16 protein-coding genes and 1 pseudogene are annotated in these 17,723 nt (G+C 71.8%); 7 read left to right on the top strand and 10 right to left on the bottom strand.

Annotated features, from left to right (window positions below):
* Positions 1 to 48 precede the first annotated feature (48 nt).
* The 5 genes and pseudogenes from ACSMXX_RS29780 to ACSMXX_RS29760 form a co-directional block, all read right to left on the bottom strand.
* Positions 49 to 969 (bottom strand): LLM class flavin-dependent oxidoreductase, encoded by a 921-nt coding sequence (locus ACSMXX_RS29780; RefSeq protein WP_473181753.1) that lies wholly within the window; start codon positions 967 to 969, stop codon positions 49 to 51.
* Between the two features lie 387 nt (positions 970 to 1,356).
* On the bottom strand, positions 1,357 to 2,070 hold the full coding sequence (locus ACSMXX_RS29775) for an alpha/beta fold hydrolase (protein ID WP_473181752.1): 714 nt from the start codon (positions 2,068 to 2,070) through the stop codon (positions 1,357 to 1,359).
* A 10-nt stretch (positions 2,071 to 2,080) separates the two neighbouring features.
* A pseudogene (locus ACSMXX_RS29770) lies at positions 2,081 to 2,311 on the bottom strand (amino acid permease C-terminal domain-containing protein); the annotation flags it as partial.
* 17 nt (positions 2,312 to 2,328) lie between these two features.
* A complete protein-coding gene (locus ACSMXX_RS29765; RefSeq protein ID WP_473181751.1) occupies positions 2,329 to 4,029 on the bottom strand; it encodes a phytoene desaturase family protein in 1,701 nt (566 codons plus the stop codon).
* Between the two features lie 37 nt (positions 4,030 to 4,066).
* Positions 4,067 to 4,831 carry an MgtC/SapB family protein gene (locus ACSMXX_RS29760; protein ID WP_473181750.1) on the bottom strand — a complete coding sequence of 255 codons (765 nt, stop codon included), beginning with the start codon at positions 4,829 to 4,831 and terminating at the stop codon, positions 4,067 to 4,069.
* 563 nt (positions 4,832 to 5,394) lie between these two features.
* On the opposite strand from ACSMXX_RS29760, the gene ACSMXX_RS29755 reads away from it, so the two are divergent.
* The 6 genes from ACSMXX_RS29755 (at position 5,395) to ACSMXX_RS29730 (ending at position 11,499) form a co-directional block, all read left to right on the top strand.
* On the top strand, positions 5,395 to 6,387 hold the full coding sequence (locus ACSMXX_RS29755; RefSeq protein WP_473181749.1) for a hypothetical protein: 993 nt from the start codon (positions 5,395 to 5,397) through the stop codon (positions 6,385 to 6,387).
* A gap of 182 nt (positions 6,388 to 6,569) precedes the next feature.
* The gene (locus tag ACSMXX_RS29750) at positions 6,570 to 8,021 is read left to right on the top strand and encodes an amino acid permease (protein WP_473181748.1); all 1,452 of its coding nucleotides are present in this window, start codon (positions 6,570 to 6,572) and stop codon (positions 8,019 to 8,021) included.
* A gap of 65 nt (positions 8,022 to 8,086) precedes the next feature.
* Positions 8,087 to 9,022 carry a GNAT family N-acetyltransferase gene (locus ACSMXX_RS29745; protein ID WP_473181747.1) on the top strand — a complete coding sequence of 312 codons (936 nt, stop codon included), beginning with the start codon at positions 8,087 to 8,089 and terminating at the stop codon, positions 9,020 to 9,022.
* 309 nt (positions 9,023 to 9,331) lie between these two features.
* Positions 9,332 to 10,324, top strand: coding sequence for a dihydroxyacetone kinase subunit DhaK (gene dhaK / locus ACSMXX_RS29740; RefSeq protein ID WP_473181746.1), 993 nt, complete (start codon positions 9,332 to 9,334; stop codon positions 10,322 to 10,324).
* Between the two features lie 79 nt (positions 10,325 to 10,403).
* Positions 10,404 to 11,036: a dihydroxyacetone kinase subunit DhaL gene (gene dhaL, locus ACSMXX_RS29735; protein WP_473181745.1), complete on the top strand. Its 633-nt coding sequence runs from the start codon at positions 10,404 to 10,406 to the stop codon at positions 11,034 to 11,036.
* On the top strand, positions 11,029 to 11,499 hold the full coding sequence (locus ACSMXX_RS29730) for a PTS-dependent dihydroxyacetone kinase phosphotransferase subunit DhaM (RefSeq protein ID WP_473181744.1): 471 nt from the start codon (positions 11,029 to 11,031) through the stop codon (positions 11,497 to 11,499). Before dhaL ends, ACSMXX_RS29730 begins: the two co-directional genes overlap by 8 nt.
* 72 nt (positions 11,500 to 11,571) lie before the next feature.
* On the opposite strand, the gene ACSMXX_RS29725 is transcribed toward ACSMXX_RS29730, so the two are convergent.
* From ACSMXX_RS29725 to ACSMXX_RS29710, 4 genes are all read right to left on the bottom strand, one after another.
* The gene (locus ACSMXX_RS29725; RefSeq protein WP_473185031.1) at positions 11,572 to 12,234 is read right to left on the bottom strand and encodes a DUF309 domain-containing protein; all 663 of its coding nucleotides are present in this window, start codon (positions 12,232 to 12,234) and stop codon (positions 11,572 to 11,574) included.
* A gap of 175 nt (positions 12,235 to 12,409) precedes the next feature.
* Positions 12,410 to 13,654, bottom strand: a complete 1,245-nt coding sequence (locus ACSMXX_RS29720) for an NAD(P)/FAD-dependent oxidoreductase (RefSeq protein ID WP_473181743.1) — start codon at positions 13,652 to 13,654, stop codon at positions 12,410 to 12,412.
* 96 nt (positions 13,655 to 13,750) lie between these two features.
* Positions 13,751 to 14,878 carry a transaldolase gene (gene tal, locus ACSMXX_RS29715; protein ID WP_473181742.1) on the bottom strand — a complete coding sequence of 376 codons (1,128 nt, stop codon included), beginning with the start codon at positions 14,876 to 14,878 and terminating at the stop codon, positions 13,751 to 13,753.
* A gap of 108 nt (positions 14,879 to 14,986) precedes the next feature.
* Positions 14,987 to 15,469: an NUDIX hydrolase gene (locus ACSMXX_RS29710; RefSeq protein WP_473181741.1), complete on the bottom strand. Its 483-nt coding sequence runs from the start codon at positions 15,467 to 15,469 to the stop codon at positions 14,987 to 14,989.
* A 186-nt stretch (positions 15,470 to 15,655) separates the two neighbouring features.
* Here ACSMXX_RS29710 and ACSMXX_RS29705 point away from each other — a divergent pair, with 186 nt between their 5' ends.
* A complete protein-coding gene (locus ACSMXX_RS29705) occupies positions 15,656 to 16,792 on the top strand; it encodes an O-antigen ligase family protein (protein ID WP_473181740.1) in 1,137 nt (378 codons plus the stop codon).
* 51 nt (positions 16,793 to 16,843) lie between these two features.
* On the opposite strand, the gene ACSMXX_RS29700 is transcribed toward ACSMXX_RS29705, so the two are convergent.
* Positions 16,844 to 17,629, bottom strand: a complete 786-nt coding sequence (locus ACSMXX_RS29700) for a glutamate racemase (RefSeq protein WP_473181739.1) — start codon at positions 17,627 to 17,629, stop codon at positions 16,844 to 16,846.
* Between the last annotated feature and the right edge of the window lie 94 nt (positions 17,630 to 17,723).

Below are 17,723 nucleotides of genomic sequence, written 5' to 3'. Positions count from 1 at the left end.
GGACTACGGGCTGACGGCTGCGCCCTGCGGCGTCGCCTGCCCCTCCCGTCAGCCGAGCAACGCGCGTGCCTCGGCGATGAGTTCGACCTGGCGCTTCCAGTCCCCGCCGTCGACGACGAGGTCGATGTGGTCCGCGCCGGCCTCCGCGTACGCCGCGAAACGCTCGGCGGCCTCCTTCGGGCTGCCGCCGATCGGCACGTGCGGAGCGTCCTCGGGCGGGACGCCGTACATCTCGACGAGGCTGCGTTCGAATGCCTCGCGTGCGGTACGGACCGACTCGTCGTCGCCGAGGCCCGCGTGCAGCCAGACGGTGGTGCTGGGCGCGGGCCGTCCGTGCTCCGCCGCGATCTCACGCAGCTTCGCCGTGCCCTCGGCGAGCCTGTGCGGCGCCATCATCGAGGGCATCCAGCCGTCTCCGTGCACCGCGGCCCGGCGTATCGCGCCGTCCGTGTTGCCGCCGACCAGCACGGGCGGCACGGGCGCGGCCGGGGCCAGGGAGACCACGGGCCGCCCCGGCTCGCTCTCCAGCGTCGTCTCCGCACCGGAGAGCAGTCCGGGGAGCACACCGAGCGCCGCCTCCAGACGCCCGTTGCGTCCCTCGGCGGTGGCGCCGACCGCCTGCCAGAAGGGGGTGCCGGGTGCTCCCCCGGAGCCGACTCCCAGTACGACCCTGTTCTTCGAGAGGTACTGGAGGGTCCCGATCTGCGCGGCGACCCAGGCGATGTTGCGCAGCGGAAGCGTCATCACCCCGAACCGCAGCAGCACGCGCTCGGTGACGGCGGCAGCGGCGGACAGCGCGAGGGTGCACTCCAGGGCGGGGGTGCCGTTTCCCATGATGAAGTCGGACGCGGAGACCGAATCCAGCCCGGCTTCCTCGACGTGCCGTGCCCCCTCCGCTATGCCCGGGAAGCCGGCCGGCTCCAGTTCGGCCATGGTGGGCAGCGAGATTCCGACTTTGACATCCGGCAAGGCGTCCTCCGTAGCAGGTGGCTGCAGCGGTCGACCGCTGCATCGGTGTGTGCGTACGCCCGCGGGTGGAAGGACGGACGGGCCCACCGGACCGGCTCACCGGGACCGGCTGCGCCCCCTCTGTCTGTCCGCCCGCCGGCCGTCACGTGGCGCCGCGGTCCTTCAACCGGCCCACGAGAGCGGCGAGTTGAGCCTACAGCCGGAGCCTTCGCCGGTCCGGGCGGCAGATTCGCACGAACCGGGCAAACCGTCCCGGTCGCCGGGGATATCGGGCGTCATGGGCCAGGGAGTTTGTCAACTCCGCCGAGCGCGCCTGCCGTTCCCTGGCAGTCCTCCCCTGTCAGTCCTCCCCTGTCAGTCCTGCCAGTGGCTGACGGCCGGGTCCCGTCAGTTCCCGCTCTCCGCGAGAAACGTCTGCACCGCCGCGGCGAACTCCTTGGGCCGCTGCTCGTGCACGAGGTGGCCGCCCTCCTCGACGGTGACGAACCTGCCGTGCGGGATGCGTTCCGCCATCGCCGCCATGTCCTCCTGCGGCAGATGACTGCCGGACCCACCGCCGACGATCAGCGTGGGTGCGGTGATACCGGCGAGCTGCCGCCACCAGCGCGGGTCGGGCTCGTTGCGCTGCCGGTTCCACTGCCCTCTGACCTCGAAGTCGAACAGCGGTTGCCCGGGCGGCGGTTCGGGGATCTCCCGCGGCGGGTCGAGGGGCCGCAGCGCGACGGTCTCCTCCAGAACGAGCCGCTCGACCCTCGCTGGGTGCTCGCCCGCGAAGACTCCGGCGACGGCCGAGCCGAAGGAGTGTCCGACGAGGATGACGCTGCCCAGGCCGAGTTCGTCCAGGAAGCACCGCAAGTCCTCGCAGAGCAGATCCAGCCCGTACTCGCCCGGCCAGTCGCTGCGGCCGTGCCCGCGCAGGTCCGGTGCGCAGAGCGGGTGCGCGGCGGCGAGTTGGGCGATCAGCGGTCCCCGCCAGTCCTCTCCGTCCTCGCCCAGGCAGTGCAGCAGGACGACGGGGGTGCCGCCGGTGTTCTCCGTTCCCCAGGTCCGGTAGGCGATCCGGATGCCGTTCGCCCGTACCGTTCGGACATCGTCACTCATACGGGCGACGCTAGTGCAGATCCTTCCCGGAGTCCGGCTGCTGCCGCCGGGCGGGTTCGGAGCGGCGGTAGGAGTAGCCGAAGTAGATGACCAGGCCGATCAGGAGCCACACACCGAATCGGATCCAGGTCTGCGCGGTCAGGAAGGTGGTCAGCCAGATGGAGGCGACCACGCCGAGACCCGGCACCCAGGGCATCCACGGAGTACGGAACGTGCGGGGCAGATCCGGACGCCGGCAGCGTCCGTTCGGGACCCGGCTCACCGCGCCGTGCCCGCCCCGTGGCGGCCGTCCGCCTCCAGTACGGCCATGGCGGCGTTGTGCCCTCCGATGCCGCTGACGCCGCCGCCCCGCACCGAACCGGCGCCGCACAGCAGGACGTTGGCGTGTGCCGTCTCCACGCCCCAGCGCCGGCCGCTCTCCTCGTCGGTCCACGGGAAGGAGAGGTCCCCGTGGAAGATGTGACCGCCGGGCAGGCGCAGTTCGCCTTCGAGGTCCTGCGGGGTCTTGGCCTCGATGCACGGTCTGCCGTCGGCGTCCAGCGCCAGGCAGTCGGCGACGGGCTCCGCCAGATGGCGGTCGAGCTCGGCGAGAGTGCCGGTCAGGGCCTTCTCCCGGAGTGCGGCACGGCCGGTGCTGTTCGCGGCCTCGAAGCAGCCGGCGGGTGTGAGCAGCCCGAAGAGCGTGAGGGTCTGGTAGCCCTGGGCGGCGAGTTCCGCGCCGAGGATCGTGGGGTCGGTGAGGGAGTGGCAGTACAGCTCGGAGGGCGGAACCCTGGGCAGCTCTCCCGATTCGGCCTGCCGGTGGGCTTCGGCCAGCTGCTCGTACCCCTCGGCGACGTGGAAGGTGCCGGCGAAGGCCTCCCGTGCGTCGACGGAGGTGTCCTTCAGCCGGGGAAGGCGGCGCAGCAGCATGTTGACCTTCAGCTGCGAACCGCTGACCGGACCGGGGCGGGCGGCGTTCCCGGAGGTGTCCCCGGACGTGTTCCCGGAGGCTGGCTCCTCCCCGAGCATCTGTGAGAGCGCTTGCGGTGAGGCGTTCACCAGGACCCGGCGGGCCGCCGCCCTGCCCTCGCCCTCGGCGGTCCGGTAGTGGACCTCGGCGCTGGCGCCGTCGGTCTCGACGCGGTGCACGGTGTGTCCCGTGCGGATCTCCGCACCGGCGGCCCGTGCGGCGTCGGCGAGGGCGTCGGTCAGTGCCCCCATGCCGCCGACGGGCACGTCCCAGTCGCCGGTGCCGCCCCCGACGACGTGGTAGAGGAAACAGCGGTTCTGCAGCAGCGAAGCGTCGTGCGCATGGCTGAAGGTGCCGATGAGGCCGTCGGTGAGCACCACGCCCCGCACCAGGTCGTCGGCGAATCTCTCCTCGATCGTCTCGCCGAGAGGCCGCTCGAACAGGGCCTCCCACGCGGCGTCTTCACCGATCCGTGCCTTCAGCTCCGCGCGGGTGGGAAGCGGTTCGGTGAGCGTGGGGAAGACGCGCTGGGCCACGCGCTGCGTCATTGCGTAGAAGTGCTCCCAGGCCTCGAATTCCCGCTCCCCGCCCGTGAGCCGGGCGAAGGACTCGCGTGTACGGGCCGTGCCGTCACCGACGAAGAGGCCGGTTGCCCGTCCGCCGCGCACGGCAGGCGTGTAGGAGGAGACGCCGCGCTTGCGTACGGCGAAGCGCACCCCGAGGTCGTCGATGATCCGCTGCGGCAGCAGGCTCACCAGGTACGAGTAGCGCGAGAGCCGCGCGTCCACGCCGGTGAAGGTCTGCTCGGAGACGGCGGCGCCGCCGGTGCGGTCCAGACGCTCCAGCACCAGGACGCGCTGTCCGGCGCGGGCGAGATAAGCGGCGGCGACAAGGCCGTTGTGGCCGCCGCCGACGATGACGGCATCGTGGGCGGCTCTGTCGTGGGAGGACTCGTGGGAGGTCTCGTGGGACGCGTGGTGGGAGGCGTGGTGGGAGGCGGCAGGCATGCCTCTTCGTAGCATGTCCCGGGCCGGCGGCACAGGTTCATTCGTCCGGATCGGAGTCCGGCGTGACGTCCATGCCGAGCACGCCGGCCGTGTGGAACATCTCCGAGGCCAGCTGCCGCACGTCGCCGGTGCCTTCGAGACGCAGCACCACACGTGCGGTGTCCTCGGCACCGGTGCGCTCCTCGCCCTCGGGCTCGCCCGTGGGCCGCGGCAGCCTGTCGACCCTGACCGCCAGGATGCGGAAGTCCCGGTTGGTGCACATCTCCATCAGCTGTGGCAGCAGTGCCGCTCCGGTGCGGTAGCGCAATCGGACCGTGGACTCGGTGGCCGCGCGGTCCGCGGAGAGGCGGTTCGCGACGAGCGGGTAGCCGCGGATGACGATGAAGTGCAGGGCGGTGGTGACCGCCGCCAGCACTCCGAGCCCGCCGCCGCAGGCCATCCCCACAGCGCAGGTGAGCCAGACGGTGGCCGCGGTGGTGAGGCCGCGCACGGCGTCACGGCGTACGAAGATCAGGCCGCCGCCGATGAAGCCGATTCCGGCGATGATCTGTGAGGCGACCCGGGACGGGTCGAAGGAGACGTCCTCCATGCCGAGAACGTTGCTGAAGCCGTACTGGGAGATCTGCATCATCAGGGCGCTGGCCATGCCGACCAGCGCGTGCGTGCGCAGCCCCGCGCTCTTCTGCCGGGTGCCGCGCTCCCAGCCGATCAGCGTGGAGAGCACCAGCGCCAGGCCCAACTCGCCCAGCTGGGACCAGCCCTGATGGTTGTGCACGTCCCACAGGGGAGCCGCCAGACCCATCGCATGCGCCTCCTCTTGCGCCGGTACGCCGGGAAACTATCAGCAAGCGCATGTTTCCGGACTCTCCCGACACAGGAAGGTTCCAGCCACGCACCGGCAGACCGTTCAGGGTGCGGTCTCCGCTTCCCAACCCATCCGGGGAATCAGAGCCGTTCGGCATTCAACGTAAGGGCATTCTGCGAAGCCTTCTCCGAAGGCACCTGTCGGTAGGGGCCGTTGAGGATCACTCACCGGCACTCTCTCGGCGCACCGGACACCGCGCCGCACCCACCGGCCGCCGGAACTCGGCGAGACCCCGCGCCGCCCAACTCGAATACCACCGCAGGCATCTGACATATGCTCAGCACATACCCACCCGAGCCCCGGACGGCAAAGCACGGGCGGAGTGGACAGAAAAACGGCTCCGCACGGACAGCGATCGGGAATGGTGGTTCCGGTCGGTCATGACGCTGAGTAGGGTGTGCGTTGCTGCCGGGAACCGGACAAGTTCCGGTCGAATTCGGGTTGCCCGGATTGCGCACATTGGGCGGCATCGGCACAGACGGCAGATTCGGCAGGAGAGCATGACCGCTGGCTTTTTCGAAGGGCAGTACGTGTGGCACCCGGCGGCCGATGACCGTCAGCTCGCACGCGCTTGCGTGGATGTGCGGGCGGGCCGGTATCTCAGCGCGCACGAGGTGCTGAAGGACGCCCGCAGGGACGCGGGCCTGCGCTCCCACCGTTCGCTCGTGCTCGCCTCCGAGGCGTGCGACTCCGACCTCGCCGAACGCTGGCTGTCGGAGGAGCCCAGCAAGGAGGCGGCGCTGATGTGGGCGCGGGTCTCCTCGCTGCGCGCGCTGCGGGCGGCGGACGCGGAGGACCACCGCGCCGGCGACCTCGGCCGCATCGCCTTCACCGCCTGCCAGCGGGCGGCGCTGATGGCTCCGAGGGATCCCACGCCGTGGGTCACCCAGCTCTCCCTCGCCAGGCTCCAGCGGCCCCGGGACCCGGCGCCGCAGGGCCTGCTCACCGCGCCGCCGGGGCCGTGGTCCCTCTTCTCGCACATCCTCCGGCTCGACCCGTGGCACCGGGAGGCCCATCACCGGTTCCTGTCCTTCTTCTTCGCACGCCACGGCGGTTCGGCCAACGCCGCGTGGGACGTTGCCGCCTTCCTCGGCCAACGGGCTCCCGTCTCCTCCCCGTTGAGGCTGCTGCCGCTGGTGGCCCTGATCGAGGAGCACGACCCGTCCACGCTGCTGGCCGACCGTACGTGGGAGCAACCACAGTGGAAGGCCACGGCGTTGGGGGCCTACCAGCACTGGCTGCCGGAGGTCGCCGGCAGCGAGTTCACTCCCGTGCTCGACCTGGCGTACCTGGCCCACGCACTGATCATGGCGAGCTGCGAGTTCGAGGCGCGTCCGGTCTTCGCCGCCATGGGTCCCTTCGCCTCACGCATGCCGTGGAGCGCCCTCGGCGACCCCGAGGAGCAGCTCAGCAAGGCCCGGCTGGCCTGCGGACTGCCCGTACCGGGCTCGCGCGGACGTGGCACGGCCTTCCGCGCCGGCGACGGCCCGTGAGCCGCGGCCCCCTGGAATGAGGCCCGGCGCCCACCGGAGCCCCGCTGCCGATACCGGCGAAGCTTCCCCGATGTCCACACGAGAAAGGCCCGAACGTGCCCGACACCGCCTCCACAGGCCGCACGAGAATACGACAGCGGGAAGCACCTGTCGCTCTGGACGATGACGCGACTCTGCACGCGATGGGATATCCGCGGAAACTCACCCGCCGATTCCGCGCATTCGACAACTTCGCGATCTCCTTCACCATCATCAACATCATCTCCGGAATCTTCTCGTCATTCGGATTCGGAATGAATGCGGGCGGCCCGTTGGTCCTCGTATTCGGCTGGATCAGCGTTTCCGTGATGGTGCTCTTCATCGGTGCGTCGATGGGCGAGATCGCATCCGCCTACCCCACCAGCGGCGCGCTGTATTTCTCTGCCGGAAAGCTCGCCAAGCACAACAAGGGCGCATGGTCCTGGTACACGGGGTGGCTGAACTTCGTCGGCCAGGTAGGCGGCACGGCGGCGACAGGGTACGCCGCCGCCACTTTCATCCAGGCCTTCATCGCGATGCAGTGGCCGTCCTACGAGGTGACCGGGCACCGCACGGTGCTGATCACCGCGGCGATCCTGCTGCTCCAGGCCCTCGCGAACACCTACACGGTGCAGCTGGTCGCCGTCTTCAACCGCATCTCGGTGTGGTGGCTGCTGATCGGCATGGTCGTGATCGTCACCGCCCTGTGGGTGATGCCTGAGCACCACCAGTCGGCGTCCTTCGTCACTCACTTCGCCAACAACACCGGTTTCACGAGCGCCCTTTACGGCGGCATGCTCGGCCTGCTGGTGACGAGCTGGACCTTTACCGGGTTCGACGGCAGTTTCCACATGTCCGAAGAGACGGTTCAGGCCACCGTGAACGCACCGCGTGGCATCATGCGTGCGATCGGTTACTCCGCCATCACAGGTCTGATCCTCATGCTCGCCCTGGTGTACGCGATCCGCGACTACGGCAAGGAGGCCGCCGCGGAAGCCCCGCCCGTGCAGATTCTCATCGACGCCCTTGGCATGGGCACAGCCAAGCTTCTCCTGCTCATCGTGATCGGCGCGATGCTCTTCTGCGGTCTGGCCAACATGACCAGCAACACCCGGCAGATCTTCGCCTTTTCACGGGACGGCGCCATGCCGGGGTCCCGCTGGTGGCATTCGGTCTCCCCGCGTACACGTACGCCCGTGAAGGCCGTATGGCTCGCGGCGGCCTGCTCGATGGTCCTGGTCATTCCCGGCTGGTGGTCCAAGACGGCGTTCACGGCCATCGTCAGCGTCAACGTCGTCGGGCTCTTCCTCGCCTACGCGGTCCCCATCTATCTCCGTCTCCGGCTGGACGACTTCCAGCCCGGCCCGTGGCACCTCGGGCGATGGGGCAAGCCGGTCGGGGCCGTCGCCGTGACGTGGATCCTCCTCAGCAACGTCCTGTTCATGCTGCCCCACGCCTCCCCGATCACCGTGACGACGTTCAACTACGCGCCGATCGCGCTGGCAGCGGTGCTGATCATCGCCACGGTTTGGTGGTTCGCCACCGCCCGGCGGCGCTTCCAGGGGCCGGTCAGCTACGGCCGTCCGGACGAAGTGGCCGCCATGGACCTGATCTGACACGGCGCCGGCGGGCCGCACCGGCCGGCCCGCCGGCCCACCCCAGTGGAAAGGACGCACAAGGCATGGAACCTCTCGGGGACGACGCCCCGTACCCGACCTCCGCCGAAGGGCCCGGCTCCGTGACGGCCCCGTCCGGGGGCAGCGGCGGCCGCGCGGGCGGACTCGGCGTCTCCCGCGCCTCGTCGGACGAATGGCTCCAGGTCGAGGAGTGGGCAGCCGAGGAGCAGTGGAACCCGGGGCTGGGCGACACGGCCTGCTTCCACCCCACCGACCCCGGCGGCTTCTTCCTCGGACGCGTCGGCGGCAGCCCCGTCTCGGCGGTCTCGGTCGTCAACTACTCCCCCGGCTTCGCCTTCCTCGGCTACTACCTGGTCCGTCCGGACTTCCGCGGCAAGGGCGTGGGCCTGGCCACCTGGGAGGAGGCGGTGCCGCACGCCGGGGCGAGGACCATCGGCCTGGACGCCGTCCTCGAACAGCAGGAGACCTACAGCCGTTCGGGCTTCTCCCCCGCCTACCCCACCTGCCGCTACGGCGGGCGTCCCGCCTCCCGCGGCACTCCGCCGCCCTCCGTGGTGCCGGTGACGCAGGATCACTTCGAGGCACTCGCCGCCTACGACGAGGAGTGCTTCCCCGCCCCCCGCCGGGCGTTCCTCCGCAGGTGGCTCGCGGCCCCCGGCCACCGCGCGCACGTCTTCGTACAGGACGGCGAGCCGGCCGGCTACGGCGTGATCCGGCAGGCCAGGGACGGTCACCGCATCGGCCCGCTCTTCGCCGGCTCCCCGCAGGCCGCCGAGGCACTCTTCGACGCACTCACCGCCCACCTCAGCCAGGACGACGAGGTCCATGTCGACATCCCCCAGACCAATGAGGCGGCCGTCTCCCTCGCCACGAGCCGTGGCCTGTCGCCCGGCTTCGAGAGCGTACGGATGTACAAGGGTCCGCCTCCTGCCGTGCGGGCGGAGCGCGTCTTCGGTGTCACGAGTCTCGAACTCGGCTGAACCCCCGGTTGGTGCCCCGGCTGGGGCCCCGGCCGCCCCCGCCCGCGAAATCCGCCGGGCAGGCCCCGCGCGTCTCTGCACCGGCCGCCCCGTGCGGCAGGGTGTAGGTGTGCAGCCGGAGCGGGCGGCACCCCGCGCCGCGGCGGAATTCATGACAGACGGTCAGGGAGACCTCGCGGCACGGCGGCGGACGCCGCGTCAGGGCCCTCCCGCCCGGGCCGTACGGCAGGACCACTCGGCCGCGATTTCGGCTCTGACCTGTAGTAATACTGGCCAGAGGGACAGTGCTACGCTCACTCGGAGGTATCAATGAAGATGCTGATCAACGTGCCGGAGAACGTCGTCGCGGACGCCCTGCGGGGAATCGCCGCCGCGCATCCCGAGCTGACGGTCGACGTGGACAACCGCGTGGTCGTGCGGCGTGACGCCCCCGTCGCCGGCAAGGTGGGCCTGGTCTCCGGCGGAGGCTCCGGCCACGAACCCCTGCACGGCGGCTTCGTCGGCCGCGGAATGCTCGACGCGGCCTGTCCCGGCGCGATCTTCACCTCCCCCGTGCCCGACCAGATGACGCGTGCCGCTGCCGCCGTCGACAGCGGCAGCGGAGTCCTGTTCGTCGTGAAGAACTACACCGGCGACGTCCTCAACTTCGACATGGCCGCCGAGCTGGCGGAGGACGAGGGCATCCAGGTGGGCAAGGTCCTGGTGCAGGACGATGTCGCCGTCACCGACAGCGACTTCACGGCCGGACGCCGTGGCACCGGCGGCACGCTGTTCGTCGAGAAGATCGCGGGTGCGCTCGCGGAGGAGGGTGCTCCGCTGGAGCGCGTCGAGGCGATGGCACGTCAGGTGTCCGACTCCTGCCGGAGCTTCGGCGTCGCGCTCGCCCCCTGCACGACGCCCGCGAAGGGCAGCCCCACCTTCGACCTGCCCGCCGGTGAGCTGGAGCTGGGCATCGGCATCCACGGCGAATCGGGCCGCGAGCGGCGTTCGATGATGACCTCCGGCGAGATCGCCGACTTCGCGGTGGACGCCGTGCTCACCGATCTGGAACCGGACGGTCCCGTGCTGGTTCTGGTCAACGGCATGGGTGCCACCCCCCTGCTCGAGCTGTACGGTTTCTGCGCCGAGGTGCAGCGCGTCCTGGACGAGCGCCGCGTGCCGGTCGCCCGTACCCTCGTCGGCAACTACGTCACCTCACTGGACATGGCCGGAGCCTCGGTGACCCTGTGCCGGGCCGACGAGGAGATGCTGCGGCTGTACGACGCACCGGTGAGCACGCCGTCACTCCGCTGGGGTTGCTGAAGATGAGTCATGGGCACCGGGCCGCACCACTGCCGCCGTTCCGGGAACGGCCCTCGGCCCTTGTGAAGAGGGAGTTGTCTTGACCGACCTGACCGATGAGCTGGATGCCGGGACCGTCTTCCGCTGGCTCACCACCGCAGCCGCCTCCGTGGAGCGCGAAGCCGACCTGCTCACCGAGCTCGACTCGGCCATCGGGGACGCCGACCACGGCAGCAACCTGCAGCGCGGTTTCGCCGCCGTCGTGACGGCTCTGGGCAAGGAGTCGCCCGCTGCGCCCGGGGCCGTACTGATCCTCGCCGGACGGCAGTTGGTCTCCAGCGTCGGCGGCGCCTCCGGTCCGCTTTACGGAACGCTGCTGCGCCGTACGGGCAAGGCGCTGGGTGACGCGGAGCGGGTGACGGGCAGCCAGCTGGCCGAAGCGCTGCGGACCGGAGTGGACGCCGTGGCGCAGCTGGGCGGTGCCGCGCTGGGAGACAAGACGATGCTGGACGCGCTGTATCCGGGCGTCGAGGCACTGGCCGCGGGCGGGCCCCACCCGTACGGCGCGGCACGCACCGCCGCCGACGAGGGCGCGCTCGCCACCGTGCCGATGCGCGCGCGCAAGGGCCGCGCGAGCTATCTCGGCGAGAGAAGCGTGGGACACAAGGACCCGGGTGCGACGTCCTCAGCGCTGCTCTTCACGGCCCTTGCCGGGGCGGTCGCCGATGAGTGAGCAGCAGGACACTTCCCCCGCCGGCGGACAGGCACCGGGCCGGTCCTCGGAGGGGAAGTCCCAGCCCAGGGTCGGGATCGTTCTGGTCTCGCACAGCAAGGAGGTCGCCGACTCCGTGGCCCGCCTCGCGGTCGGGCTCGCCGCAGGAAGGGACAGCGCGCCGGTCGAAGGCGCGGGCGGCGGGCCGGACGGCGGTCTGGGCACCAGTGCGGAACTCATCAGCGCCGCGGCGCACAAGGTCGACACGGGGGCCGGTGTGGCCATCCTCGTCGACCTCGGAAGCGCGGTGCTTACGGTGAAGGTGCTGCTGGCCGAAGGGGACGATCTGCCCGAGAACGCCCAGCTGGTGGACGCCCCTCTCGTCGAGGGGGCGATCGCCGCGGTGGTGGCGTCGGCGGGCGGCGCGGACCTCGCGGAGGTCGCGGCCGCCGCCGAGGAGGCATACCACTTCCGGAAGGTGTGAGCGGCGCCCCTGGCCGGCTCGGCCGCCACGGCGTCGCCGCCCGTCTCGCGGCCCCGCCGTCCCGCGGTCAGGTCAGGCGGGGCTGCGGAGCCTGGGAGCCGCCGGCGCATCCCCGGATGTGCCTGGCGCGGACGCGGCGGACTGGGCGGACCGCGTGGTCTGCTGCTCCGCGCCGCCTCCCCCGGGCTGCTCGACGGTGTCCGCGGTGCTGCGCGCCCAGTCCGCGAGCCCCGCGACGTCGATGCCGTGCGGTGGACGGCTCCGGTACGGCTCGATCCCGCCGGTGCCGCGCAGCAGCAGACGTGCGCCGCCCCTTGTGTTGCCGCGGGCGAGGTGCGTGATCCCGACGGCGAGCTGCGCGAGGCCCTTCCACAGCGCCGCTTCCGCCTCGGGCGCCGTCTTCCAGGCGTCCTCCAGCACCTCGTGCGCGTGGAAGGGCATGCCGTCGTCGAGCAGACGCTGCGCCTCCTCCAGGGTCTGGGCGGGGGTGCGCACGACGCCCTCGGGCTGGCGGGCGACGCCCTCCTGCCCGTACGGAAGCGGCCGTCCCAGTCCGTCGCGGGGACGGGCGTTGCGGGCCTTGCCTTCGGGGTCGCGGTCGCGCCGGGCTGAGCCGCCCCTGGCCCGGGCCGTCTCCGGCGGAGGCGCGGCAGGGGTGACGGCAGCGGCTGGAAGACCCGTACGGGGATCATGGCCGCAGTGCTCGCAGCAGGCCCGTGAGGGGTCCTCACGCACCCGGCCGCACTCCTCGCACACCTGGTTCAGCCAGCACGCCGGCTCCCCGCCCTGCTGATCGTGGCTCTCCTGCACGTGACGCCCTTCTCGCTCGCCGCACTCGGTCTCCGCCGGTGGCACATGGTCGCCGCCCGCGCCGCACACGGGCCGCCGGGGCGGCGGGCGGACTTCGCCGTCACCCTCCCGCGAAGACGTCGGTCAGTGGCACGCCGACCTCACCGAGTCTCCCCGCATCGACCGGCAGACCGGAAGTCACCAGTGTGCGCAGGGGCCCTGTGACGTCCCAGACGTTGACGTTCATCCCGGCCAGCACCCGGCGCTCCCGGAGCCAGAACGCGATGAATTCGCGGTCGGCGGGGCTTCCCCGGAAGACGACCTGGTCGTAGCCGCCCCGTCCCACATGGCCCGTGTACTCCATGCCCAGGTCGTACTGATCCGTGAAGAAGTACGGGAGCCTCTCGTAGCTCGCGTCTTCCCCGAGCATCGATCTGGCCGCCGTGGCGGGCTGGTTGAGGGCGTTCGCCCAGTGCTCGACACGGATGTGCCTGCCCAGCAGCGGATGGAAGGCGCTGGCGACATCGCCGGCGGCCCAGATGTCCGGGTGCGAGGTGCGCAGCGCGGAGTCGACGCGGACGCCGTCGTCGACCTCGAGTCCGGCATCGGCCGCGAGCGCGGTGTTCGGGGTGATGCCGACGCCTACGACGACGGCGTCGGCCTCGATCCGCTCGCCGCCGTGCAGCAGCACACCGTTGACGTGGCCGCCTTCACCGGTGATCTCGGTGACATGGGTGCCGCAGCGCAGATCCACGCCGTGATCGGTGTGCAGGTCGGCGAAGACCTGCGCAGTCTCACGGCCCAGCACGCCGATCAGGGGCAGTTCGGCCGCCTCCAGCAGGGTCACCTGCACTCCGGCCTCGCGGGCGGCGGCCGTCGTCTCCAGGCCGATCCAGCCGCCGCCGATGACGACGAGCCGGGAGGCGCCGGCGAAGGTCTCCTTGAGGGCGTCGCTGTCGGCGAGCCGGCGCAGATAGTGCACGCCGCCCAGGCTCTCGCCCGGCACCGGAAGCCTGCGCGGGGAGGAGCCGGTGGCCAGCAGCAGCTTCGCGTACGGGAGGGACTCGCCGTCCCCGAGCGTGACCGTGCGGCCGCCGGGATCGATGCCGGCGACGGAGGCTCCGAGGCGCAGCCCGACGCCGTTCTCCTCGTACCAGTGGCGCGGATGGACGTAGACGTCCTCACGCGCCGATGCGCCTCTGAGGTACTCCTTCGACAGCGGCGGGCGCTCGTAGGGGCGCTCCTGCTCGTCGCCGATGAGGACCACCGGCCCGTCGAACCCCCCGTCGCGCAGGGCCTCGGCGGCCTTCGCTCCGGCGAGGCCGGCACCGGCGATCACGAAGGGGGAGGTCGTCGTCGCGCCCATGTTCTGCTCCTCGGCTGGGAATCGGCGGTGGACGCCCGGCGGTGCGGCTCGCTCACCCTGCCCGTGCCGCGCCGCCGGGAGCATTCGGGCCGGGGCTCAGCCGGACGGGCCGTGCGACGCGGCGGCTGTGCGCAGCTCCTTCTCCAGGGTCCCGAACAGGTCGCTCCAGGAGTCCGCGAACTTCCTGACTCCCTCGTCCTCCAGCGTCGTCACGACGTCGTGGTACGAGACTCCCGCCACGTCGAGGTCGTCGAGGATCTGCTGGGACTCCGCGTACGTGCCGTGGACGGTGTCGCCCGTGATCTCCCCGTGGTCCTCGACGGCGCGGAGGGTCGCCTCGGGCATGGTGTTCACGACGTCCGGCGCGACCAGCCCTGCGACGTAGCGGGTGTCGTCGAAGGAGGGGTCCTTCACGCCGGTGGAGGCCCACAGCGGGCGCTGCGGCCGCATGCCGGCCGCTTCGAGGGCCTGCCAGCGGTCGCCGGCCCGCGCGTGCTCGAAGTGCTCATATGCGAGGCGGGCGTTGGCGAGGGCGGCACGCCCGCGCAGCGCCTGCGCCTGTGAGCTGCCCAGCTTGTCGAGGCGTTCGTCGGTCGCGGTGTCGACGCGGCTGACGAAGAAAGACGCGACCGACGCGATGGCGGAGAGGTCGCGTCCCGCGGTGTGCGCCTCCTCCATCCCGTCGAGGAAGGCGCCGATGACCTGGTCGTAGCGGTCGAGGGAGAAGATCAGGGTCACGTTGACGCTGATGCCCTCGGCGAGCGCCGCGGTGATCGCTCCCAGGCCCTCGCGGGTGGCTGGGATCTTCACGAAGAGGTTGGGCCGGTCCACCAGCCACCACAGGCCGCGTGCCTCGGCGAGGGTCGCCCCCGTGTCATGAGCCAGGCGCGGGTCGACCTCGATGGAGACGCGTCCGTCCACGCCGCGGCTGGTCTCGTGGACACCGCTCAGGACATCGCAGGCCCAGCGCACGTCGTAGGCCGTCATCAGGCGGGCCGCCTCGGCGACGCCGACTCCGCGCCGGGCGAGGTCCGCGATCTGTGCGTCGTAGTGCGGTCCGGACCCCATCGCCCGGTCGAAGATCGTCGGATTGCTGGTGATGCCGACGACGCCCTGCTGACTGACGAGGCGGGACAGCCAGCCGCCAGCGAGCCGCTCGCGGCTCAGGTCGTCCAGCCAGGGGGCCACGCCTTCGTCCGCGAGCCGCTCCAAGGTGTCGGTCATGGTCATCTCCCTCGGGTCGTCTCCCCCGAAGAGCCCATGACTCCAACGTAACTCCGGACTTACGCGCTGCCATGACCTGCGCCGACGCCCTCCGCAGCCGGGCAGGACCTAGCCCTGGCCGGCGCCCTCGAACCAGGTGGGTCCGTCACCGGCGGCCTGCTTGATGCGCATCACGACGCCCTCCCCCATGGGCGGCAGGGCGTCGAGCCCGAACCAGCCCACCTCCAGCGACTCGTCGTCGTTGACCCTGGCTTCGCCACCGGTTGCGCGGCAGCGGAAGCAGATGTCCATGAACTGGCAGACGTCGCCGTTGGGAAAGGTCACGGGCTCTTCCAACGCCTGTACGAGGACGACGCGTTCGGCGACGCAGCGCACCGCCGTCTCCTCCTCCACCTCGCGCCGGGCGGCCGCCGCGGGCTGCTCGCCGGGCTCCGGGATGCCGCCGATGATCGACCAGTGTCCGGTGTCGGCCCGCCGGCCCAGCAGCACACGCCCCTCGTCGTCGAACACGACCGCGCTGACGCCAGGCAGGTAGAGGAGTTGGTGACCTGCGGTGGCGCGGATCCGGCGGATGAATTCAGGCGTCGACATGATCCCGAGCCTACGTGTTTCCGTGCGTGCCCCGTCCCCGCCGCCGTTCACAGCAGGAACATCCCTCCTGTACGGGATATCCACAATCAAGGCCCGACGCACTACGGTTGACGAGCGAAGTCGCAGCCCGTCGCTTCCCGGGGAGTGGAGCGGTGCGGGGTGCGCCGGTTTCGGGGGGTCGCAGGGATGACGTCACCTGTGCAGGGGTCGTCCGCGGTGCGTGAACGGGAGAGCAGCACCGCCGACGTGACAGGAGTGCTCGTACTGGGTGCGTGCGCGGGCTGGGCGCTGATCACAGCCGCGGGACGGGACGCCAGGCCGGAGGGGCTGCTCCTCGCGGTCCTCGCGGTGGGTGCCGGCTATGCCACCGGACGCATTGCGGGCTCCGTGCTGCCCGCCGGCGCCGCGGCCGGGGCGGGGGTCGCGGGCGTCTTCCTCGCCCTTTTCGGGCCGTCGTCCTCGCGCGTCATACCCGGCAGCATCGACTTCGCCGGGCCCGCGGGGCGTTCGGGGGTGACCGCCGCGCTCCTCACGCTGGCCGTGGGCGCCTTCTGCTGTGCCGCGTGGGCGACCGGGGTGCCTGCCGTGCGGCTGGGTCTGCGGCTGCTGGCGGCGGGCACTGTGGTGTGCGCCCTGTTCGTGGGCACCCCGGTCGGATTCGCCGCCGCCCTGGCCGTGCTGGTGTGCTCCATCGCGGCGGGCCCCGTACGGCGGCGGCCGCTGTGCCTGGCCGCTCTGGCTCTGGCCGCCGCGGGCGTCACGGGTGTCACCTTCGCGGTGGCACAGGACGGGCTGCCGCGCGGCGCGTCCGTCGCACTGCACGAGCAACTCACCGGTCACCGGGTGGAGTTGTGGCGGGACGCCGTCGCGATCACGCGGGAGAACCCGATGTCCGGCACCGGTCCGGACACGTTCAGGGATCTGAGCGTCACGGCACAGGGCGCGGGCGCGGCCACCGGCACGGCACGTGGCACGGACACGGACACGGACACGAGCGTCGGCACGGCGCGCTCGGCGGTCACCGGGCAGGGCACGCTCCCCGCGCACGCGCCTGCGCCGTCCGACGGCAAGCCGCACTCGGCTCCGCTGCAGGTCGCCGCCGAGCAGGGGCTGCCGGGGCTGGCGTTGCTCGCTGCGGCCTTCGGGTGGCTGCTGCTTGCCCTGTGGGCATCGCCCCGGCCGACGCCCCTCGTACTGACGGCGGGGGCGGCGCTCGCGGCACTGGCCGCGCTGGCGGCGATAGGCAACGCTCTGAGCTTCACCCAGGTGACGGCGGGCGCGGGCCTTCTCGCGGGCATCGCCTGCGCGAGGCGGCTCAACTGACGCGGCGCGCCGTCACCGTCGCTGCCGGTACGCGGGCGGCGGCTCCCGGGATCAGGGCGTGACGGCGGCGCCGGCCAGCAGCCTGCCCTCGGCGTAGGTCCCCGCCGACTCGGGCAGCCGGGCCGTACGCCCGCCGAGCAGCACGGTCAGCCCGCCGGTCGGAGCGGCGCCCGGGTCCGGGGCCGTACCGGTCCTGCGCAGGGCCTGGGCGGCGACCGCGTCGGCGGAGCGGAAGAGCACGGGCTCGGGCCCGCCTTCCCCGGCCACGGCCGCGCGGATGCGTCCGCCCACGAGTTCGTAGTGAGTGCACCCGAGGACGACGGCGCGCACGCCGCGCGGCGTCAGCGCAGCCGCCGCGCCGACGGCGACGTCGATGGCGTGCTCCTGCGCGGTCTCCACGGCGTCGGCGAGGCCGTGGCAGGGCACCTCCGTGAACTGGGCGTCCTGCCCGAACTCCGCGATGAGCCGGCGCTGGTAGGGGCTGCCGGTGGTGGCCGGAGTCGCCCAGACGGCGACGGGACCGCCGCCCTGTGCCGCGGGCTTGACCGCGGGCACCGTACCGATCACCGGAAGGTCCGGCTCCAGCTCCGCGCGGAGGGCGGACAGAGCATGTACGGACGCGGTGTTGCAGGCGACGATCAGCGCATCGGGCGCGTGCGCGCGTGCCGCCTTGGCGCAGGCCATGGCGTGCGCGGTGATGTCGTCGGCGCTCCGCGGGCCCCAGGGCATGCTGTCCGGGTCGCTGGAGAGGACGAGGTCCGCGTCGGGACGTGCCCTGCGTACCGCCGCCGCAGCCGCGAGCAGGCCGATACCGGAGTCCACGAACGCGATCTTCACGGCACGCCACTGTAGTCGATCGGCCGTACGGGCCACGCACCTCGTCCCGCCTCACCACCGGCCCCGGCGTACCGCCGGCACCGCCCGCCGTGCG

The organism is Streptomyces sp. DSM 116795 (assembly GCF_055792905.1).
This window is presented reverse-complemented; position numbering and strand designations above follow the sequence as displayed.